The sequence below is a fragment of the Chitinophaga niabensis genome (assembly GCF_900129465.1).
Taxonomy (GTDB): Bacteria; Bacteroidota; Bacteroidia; order Chitinophagales; family Chitinophagaceae; genus Chitinophaga; species Chitinophaga niabensis.
The window spans coordinates 1,476,404-1,493,839 of record NZ_FSRA01000001.1 but is presented as its reverse complement, the minus strand read 5'-3'; the positions used below and the strand labels follow the sequence as shown (position 1 = coordinate 1,493,839).

Below are 17,436 nucleotides of genomic sequence, written 5' to 3'. Positions count from 1 at the left end.
AATTATAAAGAGGCTTTCACAGTAAAACCAAAAGACCTTATCCTTGGCATGGAAGAGTATTCAATACCCTGCATGTTACCAATACCATTTACGCCTTCAGGATTAAGCCCTTTGGGGATGGTAGTGAAGAGGTAAAAAAGGTCCCGTCCGATCAGTGAAAGGCTCAGGTTCTGGAAGATCTTTGTTTGTCTTACCACACTTTGCGGCACCTGGTAGGTCAATGCAACCTCTCTTAATTTCATCCAGGTATTTTCAAATACAGAGGCAGACCTTGGAACACCCAGGTGATTCCAGGAAGTATAGGTACCCAGGTAATACCATGGATAGGCTACCACATCTGTATTGGGTTTGCCATCTGCGAACACACCATCGAAAATGATACCTGTATTGCCGGTGGTACCATCGGGATAGGTCATGGGAAGACCGCCACCGTTACGTTCTTTGGTAGTTTCCTGTAACAGGCCGTTCCCCATAGCTGCCGCATAAGTACCAAAATAGGTATCGCCGCCGAATTTACCATCTACCATAAAGTATAAGGAGATGCCCTTGTAGCGCAAAGTATTGGCAATACCACCGGTAAGGAATGGCTGAGAATTACCAATGGGTACTTCGTTGGGCGTTAATACCCATTGTGTACCTGCCGCCTGCGGCTGCCCGTTCACCATATAACTCAGCAACTGCTGGTTTTGTGGGTTCACCGCTCTCTTCACTACTTTTTTACCATTCAGGTAAGTGAAATCACGGCCATAAAGGGTGCCGTAGTTCTCTCCTACTTTCACACGCTGGGAAACGCCGCTTCCGCCAAAGAAAGTACCCAGTGAAATTGCATCTGTTCCTTCATCCAGTGCCAGTACCTTGTTCTGTGCGTGTGCACCATTCAATGAAATGTTCCAGGAAAAATCCCTTGTACTTACCGGGTTGGCGCCGATGATAAATTCAATCCCTTTATTACCTAAAGATCCTTTATTGAGCTGTACCGAAGTAAATCCGGAAGACATCGGCAGGCTGTTAGAGAGGATCTGGTTGAACGTTTTCATGGAGTACGCTGTTACCTCCAGGTTCACACGATTATTGAACATACCTATGCTCAAACCTGCTTCATACTGGCGGGTCCTTTGCGGTGCAACACCAGGGAATTTCAAATTACTGGGGAAGGTTTGCGCAGCTTGTTGATTGTATGCTGCCGTATTCAATACGTTAAAAATAGAATAGGGGTCTGTATCACTACCTGTTTCTGCATAAGAGAGGCTTAATTTACCAAAGCTCAGCCAGGGCAAAGCATTCTGCATACCCGGAATACCATCCGAGAATACATAGCTCGCGTTAACGGATGGATAGAAGTAAGAATTGGTACCATCTGTAAGCGTGGAAGACCAGTCGTTCCTACCTGTTACCTGCAGGAAAAGGTAATTCCTGAAAGAGAGGTCTATAAATCCGAAGCCTGAATTGATCTTCTTGGCATAACGGATCTCCTGTGCCGGATCAGGTGCTTCTGATCCATTATTCAGTGCAAAAATAAAAGGGCTGATAAAGTTGCCTTTTGTTTTGTTGCTCACGGTATAATCGTTCCGGTAATAGGACTCCACACCGCCGGTGATACTCGCATTAAATTGTTTATTGAAGAGATTATCCTTGTACAATCTCAGCATCGCATTCAGGTTACGGCTCATGTTACGGGCATTCGCCTGCCTGTAAGCTCCCTGTGTTCCCTGAACATTCTTGGGATACTCCCTTATTTCCGTACCATCATTTGAATTATCAATGCTTCCCTGTGTGGTCAATGTTAAAAAGTCTGTAAGGTTAGCAGTGAGTTTAATGCTACCTAACAACTGGTTGCGATTGAAGACGGTGTTATTCTTATAGATGTTCCAGTAAGAATTGGCCATGTAAGAATAATAAGGGTATGGCGGAGAACCTGCAGGAAAATTGCTGGAGTTAGTTACGTCCCTTTGTGAGCCATCCGGCGCAAAATTATTCAGCTTCTCCACATCCGGCCGATAGTCTCTCGTTGCTGCATAAGACATACCCGCCATAAAAGCGCCAGCTCCTACGGGGGGTGCATTCAAACGTTCGTAGTTGACGTAGCTACCGGTGATATCAGCTGTGAGCATTTTACTCACCTTTATACTGGAACCAACATTGAAGATATTGCTCTTATAATTACTGTTCAGGATATTGGCTTTACTATCATCCCTGGTATAAGAAGCGCGGATGGTACCAAAATCGCCGCCACCGGAGATGGAAACGTTATGCTGGTTCACATAACCATCAGGAAAATAATCTTTCCAGTTATTGGGCTGTGCAGAGTAAGGTCTTTCTACGCCATCATACCAGAGCACAGGTTGATTGTCGAATTTTGGGCCCCAGGATAATCCGCTGGGAAAAGAAAAAAGGTCCCATGCCTGTGTGCTGTTGTTGTAAGGCAGCATGCCATAGGCACCTGTTTTGTAATCACCGGCTGCATAACTGCCCGAGTAGGTACCGATCTGGTAACGCTTCCCTGCACCATTCACCGGGAATTGTTTTCCCTGATCTGCTGTCCACAAAGCACCTACAAGACCGGAACCAAAATCATTCTGGAAATCCAGGTATTCATAAACCTTTGTTGCACGGCTGGAGAAAGAGTAGTCTACACCCAGGCCCTTTCTTCTTTCTCCTTTCTTACGGGTCACGAGTATCACACCGTTCGCTCCCCTTGCACCATATAAAGCTGCTGCTGCGGGCCCTTTCAACACCGTAACATCCTCAATGTCTTCCGGGTTGATAAAATTAAGCCCGGTACCCCAGTCGTTGTAACCGGAAACATCAGCCCCCTGCTGGGTACCTACAGCACCGCCGCCACCGTTATTCGCATTGTTATTAACAGGGTCATTATTAAGTGCCACACCATCTACAATAATAAGTGCGCGGTTATCGCCGGTAAGGGTTGTATTACCACGTATTACAAGACGGGAAGAACCACCTTCCACACCACCGGATGCCTGGCTGATATTCAAACCTGCCACCTTTCCCATCAGGCCCTGCGCAATGGTAGGTGCCTGTGCGATGGTAATGTTACTTCCGTCAACTTTCTGTACAGAATAACCCAGTGAACGCGGAGAGCGTTTAACGCCCATCGCCGTTACCACTACCTCACTTAAGGCTTTTTCATCGGTTTCCAGTACCACCGAGTAGGAGCTTTCGCTCCCAACTTTCATTTCAAGGCGCTTAAAACCTATAGCAGAAAATACCAGTACATCACCTTCGTTTGCTTCTATCTTAAAATTACCATTCCCATCTGTGTTGGTGCCTTTGGTAGTTCCTTTAATGCTCACCGTTACACCGGGAACAGGGCTGCCGCTAACATCTTTGATAGTGCCTGTTACCTGTTTAAAATTGATCTCGGTGGCATTGCCGCTCTCTGCATGGTTCATCAGCACGCTCATGAGCTTTTGCTTCCGCAATACCACCTGGCTGCCGATAGCCTCGAAGTCGATATCGAAAGGATCAAACAGGTTGGTAAATACCTTCTCCAGGGTTTCATCTTTCGCCAGCACGCTTACTTTTTCTTTTTCAGGAAGTGTATTGCGTGTATAGGAAAATTTCACACCGGCTTTGAGGCTTATTTTCTGTAATACAGCTTTGAAGGATTCACGCTCTACGGTAATGGAAATGCGTTTATCCAGGATGCCCTGCCCGTTTGCAGGCGCGGCCTGTACCCCTACGATGAATGCAAGGGTCAGGAAATAATGTATGAGGGCTGCTTTCATAAAAAAAGAAGCTGAGTAGGTACACAATCCAATTTTCTTCATAACATAAAACGATTTAGTAACGTGAATTAATGAGGTGCGGGAACACCTATGGAATAGTGCATAGGAGGCCCTTTCAAGAGCGGGCGCCCTGATTTTGGTTGTTAATCCATACTTGTTGTTTAATTTCTGAGTTTGTTAACGTTAGCTGTTACTGATGATTAATAAACGTGCTCATTCCTGTCTGTAAAACTAAATTTCTCAGCGGCAACCTTTTCCCTTTAACGTTATGCCATAGCCGCTGTAACTATAAGATGCGTCCACTGTTCTTGTAATAACTTTTAAGATCTCTTCGAGGCTTTCATCACCCAATGATATTGTTATAAAGCAGCCTGCAAAAGTATCTGCATTATATTGTATGGGGATAGCATACATTTTCTCCAGGGTTTTGATAACGGAGTCCAGCGGGGCATCTTCAAAATTATAGTTCCTGGCCTTTTCCAGCCCGCTAGCAATGGGTAATTTATCTGTGAATGTTTCTGTGATCAGTTCCTTACTGTTTTCTGAATACCTGCATACCTGCTGTGGCAGTACAATCCTGGCGGCAGACTGCTCAAGGTCCTGCCCTTTGAGGTAAACGGATACTTTACCTGTTTTAACGGCCACAGCTTCCTGGTTGCCGGATGCCGTTACTTTAAAACTCGTGCCCAGCACCTTTACAACCACATTCTTTGTATAGATATAAAAGGGTTGTTCTGCATTTTTAGCCACATCAAAGAAGGCTTCGCCAGACAGGGTTACTTCCCTTTTACTGCCATTCATGAGCATATTATAGGAGATCCTTGCACCTTTGGCCAGTACTACTTTGGAACCATCCGGCAGAAAGAGCAGTTCATCTTCTTTGTTGCCATTATACCGGATCACATCTGTGGAATAGGCTTCTTTTTTATCTGTACCTGTTATGGTGTTCTCTTTGGGAGAAAACATAAAAATGCCTAATGCAATGGCCCCTGCCAGCACGGCTGCTGCCATGTACCAGTATTTTGCGATGCTTCTCTTTTGAGGTACAGGTGCTATTTCTTCACGGATCCGGTCTAACATCTGTTCCAATTGCACTTCACTCAGTTCCTGCTGCCCCTCTTCTTCTGCCAGCCTCATTTCCAGGAGAAAATGTTTTGCTTCTTCCAGCAACCATGCATGCTCCGGGTCCGTTGCAGCCCATTGCAGCCAGTAGCCGGCATAGGGGCTTTGCGGATTGATCACCCAGTCTACAAACCGGTTATCCAGTAATAATGCATGTATTTTCTCCTCCTGGTGGTCCATGAAATAGCAGGTCTATATAAGGTAATGTCTGTTTCCTTACCTATATACTCACTTTTGGGAAAGTTTTTTTAGTCTTTGGAGGAACGGGGGGTATATTCTTTCCTTAAAGCCTTCAGGGCACGCTGCATGAGGTTTAAAACGGACTGGTAATTCATACTCATCAGTTCCGCGATGCGTTCGTAGGGGATGTTCTGGTAAAAGCGGAGATATACGGCTTCCTGCTGCCGCCGGGGTAGTTTATGTAATAACTGTTTCAGGGCCTGCCGGTTCTCTGCTTCCGTTTCCCTGGCGGTGATGGTTAATTCCACGTATTCTTCCAGGAGGCTGTCTGAGGCCAGGCGCAGCTCATTTTCGCTGACAAAGGATTGTTTTGTTTGTGCTTTGGATAGTTTGTTCCGTAAAGCTCTGAAAAGGTAGAATTTGGGATGAGAAGTATCAGCAAGGTTCTCCCGGTTGCGCCAGATCTCCAGGAAGAGGTCCTGGATGCTATCCCTGATCAGGTCGAGGTCATGGGTCAGTTTTAAACCATAGCGCACCAACGATCTGATGTGAGCCCTGTAAATTGCTTCAAGGGCGGCTGGATCACCGTTTTTCATACGGCTCCATTCCATATCGTGTTCACTGCTGATCAAAAAATTACTGTTTATTGATACAAGGTATAGTTTTTTCTTCAAATTCTATTCTCTTATCACCCTCACCTCTTTGGGGGACTTTATTTCTGAGTGTATCTTTCCGTTGGCCTGTTTGGTGTGCTTTACGGATACAATGCCGTAAGGCGTAGGAAAAGTGCCTTCTGCATAGCTCAGATCACCCAGGAAGGGTTTGATCTTAATCACACGGCAACCCGGAGCCAGCACTTTAATACCCAGTACATGTTCTGTTAACCAGGGTGTAGGGCCTGAAGCCCATCCATGGCAAAGGCTATGCCGCAGGCCTATGTAGCAGTATGCACCATAATCCCCGTGAATATCCTTTTGCCCGGGTTTTACCAGCTCATCAATGCGCGATGCGTTGGGCAGCCAGTCCATATTAAAGTCTTCCCAGAAAGTAGTGGCACCCATGCTGAGCATAGCGCCCCAATATGTTTTTATATCTGCTATGGCACCTGCCTGGTCTCCTGCCATGGCTTTTGCCTGCAGCATATAATATCCATAGAAGGTTGAATAGTTCTTTACGCCATTCACGGCAATGATCTCTTTATTCATCTTTTCAGCCGGCGCAAGACCAGAGAGTGCCATCAATGCAGCCGCCTGTTTTGAATTGTTTGCATCCGGTATATATTGCTTTAGTTCTGCCACTGCTTTTGCACAGGTTGCAGCAGTAACATTATCTCCCAACACTTTGCTCAACTCCTCTCCTGCTTTCAGCGTCATGATCATCATAGCCTGCAAGCCTGCATGCACTGCTTTAGGGTCCTCACTGGAAGGCCAGTCCAGGAAACGGGTACCATCCTGCAGCGACTCTTTATGCTGTGCATCTATTTTAGTGACGAAGTGTTGCAATAATCCTTTCAGGTAAGCGGCCTGTTGCTGCAGGTAAGCAAGGTTACCGGTGTGCAGGTAAACATCGCGCTGAATGAGTACCCACCACATGGAATAAGATACCATGCCATTCATGTAATGTGGCAATGGTGTGATCTCTTTAGAGAGATCAAGACTTTTACTGATCACTTCATTATCTCCGAACACGGAATAAATGGTGGATACTTCCGGATGCATATCTCCTACCCATACCAGCCTGTCCCGCTTAATACCATCCCAGAGATAATCCTGCATATTGAGCTGTACGGTGTAAGCGCCGGTGAGCCAGATCTTGTTCAGCAAAGGATCACTGCAATTAAAAGAGCCTTTATAGGCGAGGTCCCTGTAAACAAAAACAGCACGCACTTCTTTCAGGTCCAATGCCGCATTCTCATCCAGCAGATCGATCCTTACAAAGCGGAAACCGGTGTTCCCTACTTCCAGTTTCCCCAGCCAGGGCACTTCCACGATCATGTCACGCATGGCATGATCGTTTGTGGCATTCTTCTTCGGCTCTATATCACTCATGGCTTCGCTGACAGATTCTCCGAAGCGTACACGCAGTTTCACGGGTTTATTACCTTTATACATGCCTGTTACGATCTGCAAACCGCCATGCAGCTCTTTTCCATAATCCAGTAAAATACCGGCGCGGCCTTTGAGTTTGCACATATTCCTGTTGGCCAGGTCAGCCTGCCCGTTACCGGGTAATAAGAAACGTTCTGCATTAACGATGCCGCTGTCCGTTTTCCATACGATCCTTTCCGGTGATAAATAACTGCGCACGGTAGCGGTGTTCTGTGCAACACGGTCTTTCGCAAATACGGGTGGCAGTTGCTGTGCAGCAGCCTGCATGCTGATCAGTAATAATAACAGTATCCTCATTAATATGGTGTTGATTCCAGTTTCACCGGGCCTAAAAGACCGGCAGATTGATATTTGCTTTCAGGCTTATACGGGTTTACATTAGCCCGGTATTTCCGCTCTTTTACGGGAAGTTTACTATCTCCTATAAGACCGTTCACCCATGTGTTCACTACTTCCACTTCCAGTTTATTTTCACCTTTCTTTAATGCTTCTGTAACGTCTATTTTCCACGGTGCGGTCCAGAGGGTACCAAGGTCTTTACCGTTCAGTTTCACTTTCGCCATTACCATCACGGGCCCCAGGTTAATGTAGTAACGTTCTTTGCCGGGCGTGGCAGAAAAGGTGGTGTTGTAATAAGCAGTGCCGGAAAAGTTCTTTATGCGTTCATCAGCGTGCTGGCTCCAGTCTGTTAAAGTATTAAATGTGTAGGTGGAATCGAATTTCACCTGCCAGGGGCCTTTAAGCTCCTGCAATGTTTGCGGTTGCGGGAAGTTTTTACGGCCGGTTTGCGGAAGTACCGGCGGTTTACGGAATACGATGAATACACTCTCATATGCCTCCAGCGTCAATGGAACCGTAATGCCCTTGAACTTAAGATCAAAAGAAGGCAGATCTCTTATTTTACCTGTTACGGCATCCCACAACTCAGGCTGTTTTCCTTCCATCCGGAAGGTGGGCGAAAAATTAACTGTTGTGTCTGATTGATTAGAGAGAAAATAATAATCCGCATCTTTGGCAGTGCGGTGTGTGTATAAGATCTGTTCTTTAATTCCTCTGACATCAGGCAATAAATGAACAAAGCTCAATGCTTCCTCCATACGCTTACCTGTTAATACATTAGGGAGCTTCCACATCTCATCTGCGAGTTTTTTTATCTGCGCATCCGCCCTGGGAAAATCCTGCAAACTGGGAGAACGTTTGGGAGCAGGGCCTAAGATCACACCTCCCTGTTTCGCTAAAGCAAACAGTTTTTTCAGGAGCTCCGGCCGCATGGTTTCCAGCTCCGGTAATACCAGCAGGCGGTAGCGAACACCATCCGGCAATACAAACCAGCCGTCTTTAACGCTCAGCCTTTGCAAGATCACTTCTGCATTGATATAATCGTAAGAATAACCATGGGGTAATTCGGGGTTTCTGATGCCCGTCATTTTTGGTGCATCTTCTCCTATGAAATAGGCGATATCGTTCACGGGTTTACCCTGCTGCAAAATAAAATTACATCTGCGGAGATAATCCACAAATGCTCTGCCCTGGTAGAACCAGGTGTTCTTTCTGTTGAACTCTGTACCGAAACCTACGTTTACGCCGGGGTTACGGTCTTCATAAGGCTGATGAATGAATACATGCAACAAAGTATGATTGATGCCTTCTGTGAAAGACCAGTCGCCACGTTTTTTGAGCAGTGCAGGATAACGCACATAAGCTTGTCCGCCTGCCGTAAAGGATTCTGCGGCCACCCTGTTCTTCCCGTAAATATGTGCAGCAGAAGAAGCTGCGCGGCATTCAATATTACCCAGTGTTCCTTCATTCCAGAATTCACCGCCTACTTCATCTGCCTGTCCGCCATATTTGAGGAATTCAGAAGGGAAGCCCCAGTGGCCATAATTCTCGAGCCACAACCGCATCCCATCCTTATGGCTGATATCCCGTAAACCAGCTACATATTCATATGCCACACGATCTGCCACCAGCCTCCGCAGGTCCCAGAGGAAACGGTCGCTTTGATCTGCGGAGCCCACTACCCTGCCGGAAAGAACAGGGAGCCAGGGCAAGGGATCATAGCCGTATTGTTCTTTGAAGGACTGTGCCATATCATCTGTCCAGTTCTGGGAACCGGTTTCATAACTATCTGCCACTACCCATTTCAGGGAGCTGCGTTCATTGGCAGGGATGCTGCTGCGGACCTTACCCACGAATGCATCATAATGATACTGCATAGGAACGCGGTTGATCTTATCCACTTCAAGGCCAGCGCCTTCTTTAGATGCAGGGGCATTCTTCACTCCTGTGGTGAGCATGCCGTAACGGGTGATGATCCAGTTGCCGGCAGGTACATTCCAGCGCAGGATACCGTCCTTTCCGAAATATTGCGTGATGTCTTTCACCTGTGATGCAGGAATAGTGAGTACGGTATCTGTTGCTGTGGGATGTTGCGGCCATTGGTATTCGTTCCATAAAGGCAGGGGCTGCTGGAACATCTTGGATAATTGTTTCTCTTCATACCGTTCAATGCGTGGTGCTTTCAGCAGGTGTACTGCTGTAAGTCCTTCTTTGGAATTATTCTTTAAAAGCAGGCGAAAGCTTTTGCCTTTTACAGGAGCAAAAGAAACGCTGAAGGGTGCGAAGGGCCTGAAACCCACATTATCGCTGGGATTGGTGCGGTCCACCAGGAAGGTGGTGATGGAGCGGTAACTGTTCCCTTCTTTCACCTGTAATTCCGCTTCTGCGCGGAAACGCCCTTTCATATAGAGGATGAGACTTCTTGCGGTATTCTCTTGTGGTAGTTCCAGGTCTATGAATGTTTCGCCTGTTTTGAAGTTAGCCGCCACCAGCAGGTCTTCCGCAGGGGCAGGATAAGCGAGTACCACTACATCCTGAAAATCTTTTCCGGCTTCTTTTAAAGCCAGGGAAAGCTGCTGCGGGCCTTTTACGGTTACTTCTTCCCCGGCGAGGTAACGCATGGATGCTGCAGGTTTGATCCAGGGGCCGCCGCTCTGGCTCCATCCGGGGCTGTTGAACAATCCTATCTCAATACCCTTTTCGCCTGCAGTACGGATAGCCGTACGGGTTATCTTCCACCATTCATCTGAAAACAGTTTTACTTTGCCATAGGGCACTTCGTTTTCATTGTAGCCGATATTACCAATAAAGGCACGGCCGATACCAAGCGCTGCCATGGAAGCCAGGTCTTTCTTCACCCCTTCTTCACTGATATTATCGCTCATCCAGTACCAGTACATGCTGAGCTTAGTGCTGTCAGGTGGTATGGCAAAGCCTTTCTGTACTGCATTTTGCTGTGCAAGTACAGGAATGGAACAAACGCAGAACAGGGCAAATAAATATTTCATATCCCCGTAAAATAAGGAGAATATCGGCTCATAGCATCCTGTACCGTCCTACTTTACTTCCATTTCAAAAAAGGCCAATGTAATATCGCTGTAATGTTTGGGGAGTTGAGAGATATCGTCCGGTGCAAAGACACCGAGGAAATTAAAACCGCAGCTGGTGTAATATTCAATGAGGCGGGCATTATCGCCCCAGGTGTCCATCCGGATATAGGTATTGCCGGTTTCTTTCGCATGCTGACTGGCCCATGCAACAATGGCTTTAACGTAGTTGCCGCCCCGGAAGCTGGGATTGGTAACGATGCGGTGAATATAAATGGCTTTCCCATGGCCGCGTTCTCCCCAGATGAAAGGATCGCTGTAGGCAACCACAAAGATGCAGGCAACACCACCATTGTCAATGATCTTCCATTGACGGCCTTCTTTTATTTCTGTTATCACCATTTCCCTGTCGAACTGTTTCCAGTGTTTATTGGAAACAGTTTTTTGAAATACAACAGCATCATCATACAACCCGAAAATTATACCCAGGTCTTTTTCAGTGCTTTGAACGAATTCCATGATGCAAAGCAAAGGAAAGAAAATTAAAAAAGCTTATTTTTGGAAGATATTCCTTATACCGCCATGCAGCTATTTCGCGCTTTGATAATCTTATTTCTCCTTTTTTGTATGTTTCCCGGGGGAATATACGCCCAACAATGCAATAACACATTTCAAAATACCCTGAAGCTCAATGGCGATGCTATAGGGAATGCCGTAGTATATACAGCCCAGGGAGATATTATGGTGGCCGGAAAAACCAATGCCGGCGGTGCAGGGAAATGGGATGGCCTGTTGATCAAAACCGATAATACCGGTAACACTGTATGGGCGCGTTCTATGGGCCGGGCAGATAATGATGCTCTTGTGAAAGTAAAGCAAACCGCCGATAATGGTTTTATTGCTATTGGTAACAGCGAATTGAACAGCCTTCCACAACTCTGGGTAGTAAAAGCGGATGCAGCAGGACAAATAACCTGGAGCAAGGTGATAGATATTGAGAATATGGCCGTTAGCGGAAAGGACATTATTGAACTATCAGGAGGCGGGTATGCATTGGTTGCCAATACAAACGACAGCACCGCGCAGGCAGATGGCATACTTGCAAGGTTGGATCCGGCAGGCACACCGATTTGGGTGCAATTATTTGAAAGTGGCGGAACAGATGGATTTAACAGCCTGCTTGAACTCAATGGTGAATTACTGGTGACAGGTTTTATGGCAGGAGATCTCAAAGACGCTTTCCTGATGCGTGCCGGCCTGAATGATGGTCTTCCTTTATCCACGCTTCAATATACCCGCATTAAGGATTACTTCGAAGAAGGGATTTGCCTCACAGCTATCCCCGGCGGTTATAGCTGGGGCATGAAGATCGCTGAAAGTGAAACTGCTTATGGTAGCCTTGCTACGCACCTGCTGGTAATAAAAGCAACAGCAGCCGGCACCAATTATCTGATCCAAAGTCAAAAACTTACTTCCAGTGGTGGTGGCCGGGTTAAAAACCTCCAGGTAAAACCCGGTATAAATGAGGGTTACGTGTACATCATGGATGGGCCTCCGAATATAGGGTTTCCCCAGATCGGAAGAACGATAAAAGAAGGACGCCAGGAATGGACACGGGATTACAGATCCAGTGCCATCCGGGACTTTAATGGATTTGATCTCACTGGTAATAATGGTTATGTGATCACTGGCCGTATTAACTACATGGCCGGCCAGTCCATTTGCCTGATCAAAACAGACCCCTACGGTATCGCCGGCGGCTGCGCATCCAATCCTTATGGAGGAACCGGGGGCGGAGGAGACAAGATTGAAGGTAAACCTTATCAATGGCAAAGCACCCGTTCTGTTATTGTCAATACCGTACTCCCTGTTACTACAGTCACAGATCAACAGGTATCCACAACCACCGTTTGCAGCAATCAGTATTGTACCCCCGCTCCTCCCATAGATAATGGCGATAATTGCGCCACCTCTTTCTTTACAGCTATTAAGGAGGAATATTCCACCATGCTTGCAGATGCTGTGAGAACCAATGATGGAGATATTGTGACCATCGGTTTCAGATCTTACTACGGGATAGGCCGCTCAGAAGTGATCAAGCTGAAGCCTGGCGGTAATATCCGATGGGCTAAACAGTTTGACCCCAAGGCAACTGAAGATGGCGGTACCAATTATTCGAGGATCATTAACACATCAGATAATAATGTGTTAATAGTAGGTGAAGAAGCTGTTATCAAAGATCACAGCGTATATGATTCAGGCTTTATCATGAAAATGGATTATGATGGAAATGTTCTATGGGCCCGGCGCACCGCACACAATTATGGCGGGAACATTGCCTTTGTTCAGGAAACAGAAGATGGTGGGTATATCATGGTATCCAACGACAGCTATGGCAACCCTCCCCTTCATAATTCCATAATGAAACTGGACCGGAACGGCAACCTGGTATGGCAAAAACTCCTTATTCCCAGTCGTACTGACAAGGTAGTGCGGGCATTACTGTATGAAAAGGAAAGTGTTTACGTAGCTTTTGACTTTTACAATATGTATGTGCCCGAAGAGATCATGATCGTTAAGCTGGATGCGGCAACCGGCGATTTCAAATGGGGCCGGCGCTTTAAAGCCGGAACCGGTGAAGATGTTAGTATACTGGGTATGGCAAGGATCAACGATACGTTGTATGTGGGTACCGGTCTGCAAAAAGAACTTAGTTTTGAGAACTACCAGTTCCACGGTGCAGTTGTAAAATTAAAAGATGATACGGGAGAACAATTACCTGGCTTCCGATTAAATAATCCCTGGCTCAGTAGAACAAAAGAGTATGTATGGCTGCGCGATCAAACTTATACCACTTTTACCAAAAGTCTTGATGATCAATTAGTGATAGCCCACGAAAGCGCTACGAATAAAGATACCACTATCCGCGTTCACAAAATGGCATTGGACGGAAGTATAACATGGTCCAGGAATTTCACCCAGCTAAAGAAACATACTGTCGTGAGCCTGAAGGCAGATAACGGCGGCTTTCTGATCACAGGTTTCAAATATGGCGTAACACTGGTGAATGAACCCATGAACGAAGGTTTTCTGATGCGCCTGAACAGTGATGGGGAAATTGAGAACAGTACCGGAGCCTGTGTAAGCTTACCTGTTGCAGCCGGGCCTGCAGGCGCTAACACTATTCCTCTGCTGCTCACTGAAGTTGCTCCGATAGATCCCTGGAATGTAGGCCCTGTAAATATTAAAACAACAAGCAGAGTGCCGGTGCCATTTGCAAGTCCTGTTCTTGCTTATCCTTCCTGCGCCAGCTATTCCGCCTGCCAGGCTGCTACAGTTCAGGGCACAGATCTCATCTGCGATCTTTCTCAAACATTCACATATACTGCACAGAAACCTGTTGGGTGTACTGCCCCTCTTACCTGGAAAATAGATGCTGCTTATGCGGAAATCATCTCCAAAGCCGGCGATCAGCTAACCGTTAAATTTAAAAAAGCCGGCAGTACTACTATCAATGCATTGTTGGATGGAGGTTGTAAAATATATGCGACCTCTATGCCTGTGGAGGTTGCAAAACCTGCTACTACTGTTAATCTCGGCGCTGACCTGGAGATCTGTAAAGGAGCCTCTGTTATACTGGATGGAGGCGCAGGTTTTAAAGCGTATGAATGGAAAGATGGAAGCACTGCTCAAACATTTGAAGTAACCTCTCCCGGAACATATGAAGTAACGGTAACGGATAAATGTAATAACCAGGCAACAGATATCATTGAAGTGCTCGATGCGGGTAATTATCCATTCAGCCTGGGGCCGGACATACTCAAATGCCGTGAAACCGCCATCACACTAAACCTGCCTGCGGGCTTCGGGAATTTCAAATGGAATACAGATTATAACAGAACGGATAAAACAGACAAGGTGGTCCTTACTCCGGAAACAGACACCACATACATACTGGAAGGAGATAGAGGAAATGGCTGTATTTTTAAAGACACACTGCTTGTTAAGATACAGGCACCTTTAACTATTGGCCTGCCGGCTGATCAGCATATCTGCAGCGGGGATGCTGTGCAATTGGAAGTTGGCAGCGGGTTTTCAAACATTCAGTGGAATACCGGACATACCGGTCATATCCTGTCTGCAAAAGCAGCCGGTGAATATACCGTGAGCAGTACAGACATAAACGGATGTATCGCAAAAGATACTTTCAGGTTGTTGAGCCTTATGTCTTTGCCGGTGGTTGCATTACCAAAGGAAAACTATATCTGCGATGGTACAGAGCAAGTGCTGAATGCAGGTAATGATGGCGTAAGCTACATCTGGAGCACCGGTGCCAATACCGCAAAGATCACTGTAAATACAGCCGGCAAGTGGTGGGTAAAAGTAACAGGCGATAATGGCTGCAGCTTTACAGACACCGCCTGGTACAAACAGGTTACCCCCGGCCCACAGGGTTTTCTTGTATCGGATACGTTGATGTGCCTGCGCGGCGAAATAAGGATCCCTGTAAAAGGGCAGTTTGTTTCCTTTCATTGGAGTGATGGTAGCAACGCTCCGCAATTGATCACCAGAACTCCCGGGGAATACTGGCTGGAAGTAACAGACCAGTATGGATGCACAGGCAGATCATTTGTTATGATCGGCACAAAGGATTGCGGCTGGGGCGTATATGTACCAACAGCCTTCACTCCTAATAACGATGGGCTGAACGACCTTCTCCGCCCTGTAGTAATGGGAAAGGTAAATAAATATCTATTCTCTGTTTACGACAGATGGGGTACCTTGGTATTCCGGTCCAATGAAGTGTACAAAGGATGGGATGGAAAGATCAATCAGGCTAATGCCACGGCAGGTGCTTATATCTGGAGTTGTGTTTATCAATTGGAAGGTGAGCCGGAACAGATCATCAAAGGCTCTGCAGTACTGATAAGGTAAGTTCACTACCTGATCAATGTAACAGTACCCTGCCTGCTGAACAGCCTGCCTTTATAATCCACCCCCTGCACCATCCATACATAAGTACCGGTATCTGCAGGTTTTCCTTTAAAGGTACCATCCCATACATCTGTAAGTGAAGTAGCGGAGAAAAATTCATTCCCCCACCTGTCCCAAACCTTAAAGAAATCCAGCTTGGGCACACCCGGAGCAATCACACGGAAATAATCATTCATGCCATCGTTATTGGGTGTAAACCCGGTGGGTACATAAAACTCAGGGCCGGCATATACTTTCACATGCATGGTATCATCATCCATGCAACCTTCGGGAGAGGTAACTACAAAACGGAAGGTCTGGTCCTTCTGCAAGATGGCCACCGGATTGGACAAACGTGTATCATTGAGCCCCGTTGCGGGTTCCCAGGCATAGGTCAGTCCTGTACCAGCTGCGAGCCCTTCCAGTTGCAGCGGCTGATCGCGGGCAATGAGGGTATCCCTTCCTGCATGTGCTTTCAGGTCTACCACTTCCACGGGCACATCAATAGGTTTAGCGGCACAACCCAGGTCACTCACGGCATGCAGCCTTGCGGCATACTTGCCTCCTGCGGCATAACGGTAACTGAGGTTTTCCTGTGTGCTGTTATCGCCATTACCCAGGTCCCAGTACCATTTATGGATAGGTAAATGTGGTGTTTCATTGGTACCGGTGAATACATTGAGTTCACCGAAACAGGCATTTTTTCCTGTAGCGGAGATCACGGGCTGTTCTGCTATCTGCACCTGCGTACCTCCTGTTGAGCTGCAGCCTTCTTTGGAGGTAACGGTTAACTGTACATTGTAAAATCCGGGTGTGGTATAAGGTGCTATCGGATCTTTTACATTGGAAGTAATGCCGCCACCCCAATCCCAGTTCCATTTTTCCAGCGTTCCTACTGCAATGGTAGTGGCATCGTTCACCTGCAGCGGAGTACCCAGGCAAAGGATAGGCGGTTCAAAATCCACAACGGGATAAGAACCAATGGTGACGGGTGCTTTGAGGGTATCTGAAATGCAACCGCTGTTATCTTCTATCACCAGTTTCACTTCATAATGTCCTGCTTTGGGATAGATATGCGCCGGTGGTTGTAATGCGGTGGAAGTTGTACCATCTCCCAGATCCCACCAGCGGCGGGTTATAACGCCGAATGAGCTGGAATTATCGTTCAACTGTACCGCAGTACCATCGCATAAGATCTGTTGTGAATCGAAACGGAATTCCGGGCGCAGGGCTGCACAGAACTGCTGCAGGTTGGAAGAGCCGCCGGTAGAACCGCCAAAACCCCAGAAAACCATGGGGTCTCCGTTGAAGATATCCATCACCAGGTCTTTCTGAATGGAAAGCCGCACCTGGTTATCCACACTCACCTCCAGCTGATGAGTAACGGCATCCCATTTGATGCGAAACAGGTGCCAGTTACAGTCTTCTATATTCTCCTGTCCGTCCAGCAATGTAATGGGCCCCGCCAGGTTGCCGGAACTGCTGTGATCAGATAAACCATTCATCTGGATGGCCAGGTGATCATATGGCGGATCATTTTCGTTATTGTTCTGATAAGTATCGATCAACACACCCAGCGAAGGTGATATCCCTTTGAAGCCCAGACCTTGTCCGATGGCGCCGAGGTTAGTGCCTTTAGTTTGCAGGATAAATCCGATGCCATCTGCCCCACTGCCATCCTTGCACCCGAGGTTCACATCAAACACATAATTGAAAGATTGGGAAAGGTCTATTTTGTTCTTGTTCCATACAGTACCACTTAATTGCTGTGCATCTGGGGTAAGTACATAACAATTACAGGTCCGCTGGGTGGCAGAACCGTTCAGAATGTAAGGCTGTAAATTTTGCTGTGCATTTACTATTCCATGGAGGCATAGTATGCTGCTAAACAGGCATATTAGTCTTTTCATGGAAAGG

At 46.8% G+C, this 17,436-nt stretch carries 8 protein-coding genes; 1 reads left to right on the top strand and 7 read right to left on the bottom strand.

The features are described from left to right. Positions 1–2 precede the first annotated feature (2 nt). From BUR42_RS05580 to BUR42_RS05555, 6 genes are all read right to left on the bottom strand, one after another. Positions 3–3,791 carry a SusC/RagA family TonB-linked outer membrane protein gene (locus BUR42_RS05580; RefSeq protein ID WP_084185417.1) on the bottom strand — a complete coding sequence of 1,263 codons (3,789 nt, stop codon included), beginning with the start codon at positions 3,789–3,791 and terminating at the stop codon, positions 3–5. 198 nt (positions 3,792–3,989) lie between these two features. Continuing rightward, on the bottom strand, positions 3,990–5,051 hold the full coding sequence (locus tag BUR42_RS05575) for a FecR family protein (RefSeq protein WP_074238281.1): 1,062 nt from the start codon (positions 5,049–5,051) through the stop codon (positions 3,990–3,992). A gap of 68 nt (positions 5,052–5,119) precedes the next feature. Further along, complete coding sequence (locus BUR42_RS05570; RefSeq protein ID WP_143197346.1) at positions 5,120–5,683, bottom strand: RNA polymerase sigma factor; 564 nt, start codon at positions 5,681–5,683, stop codon at positions 5,120–5,122. A gap of 45 nt (positions 5,684–5,728) precedes the next feature. Then, positions 5,729–7,456, bottom strand: coding sequence for an alpha-L-rhamnosidase-related protein (locus BUR42_RS05565; protein ID WP_074238279.1), 1,728 nt, complete (start codon positions 7,454–7,456; stop codon positions 5,729–5,731). Beyond that, complete coding sequence (locus BUR42_RS05560) at positions 7,456–10,506, bottom strand: glycosyl hydrolase (RefSeq protein ID WP_074238278.1); 3,051 nt, start codon at positions 10,504–10,506, stop codon at positions 7,456–7,458. Before BUR42_RS05560 ends, BUR42_RS05565 begins: the two co-directional genes overlap by 1 nt. A 48-nt stretch (positions 10,507–10,554) precedes the next feature. Then, complete coding sequence (locus tag BUR42_RS05555) at positions 10,555–11,064, bottom strand: GNAT family N-acetyltransferase (protein WP_074238277.1); 510 nt, start codon at positions 11,062–11,064, stop codon at positions 10,555–10,557. 108 nt (positions 11,065–11,172) lie between these two features. Here BUR42_RS05555 and BUR42_RS05550 point away from each other — a divergent pair, with 108 nt between their 5' ends. Next, positions 11,173–15,480, top strand: coding sequence for a T9SS type B sorting domain-containing protein (locus BUR42_RS05550; RefSeq protein WP_074238276.1), 4,308 nt, complete (start codon positions 11,173–11,175; stop codon positions 15,478–15,480). 5 nt (positions 15,481–15,485) lie between these two features. Here BUR42_RS05550 and BUR42_RS05545 read toward each other — a convergent pair whose 3' ends face one another. After that, positions 15,486–17,429, bottom strand: a complete 1,944-nt coding sequence (locus BUR42_RS05545) for a lectin-like domain-containing protein (RefSeq protein ID WP_074238275.1) — start codon at positions 17,427–17,429, stop codon at positions 15,486–15,488. Between the last annotated feature and the right edge of the window lie 7 nt (positions 17,430–17,436).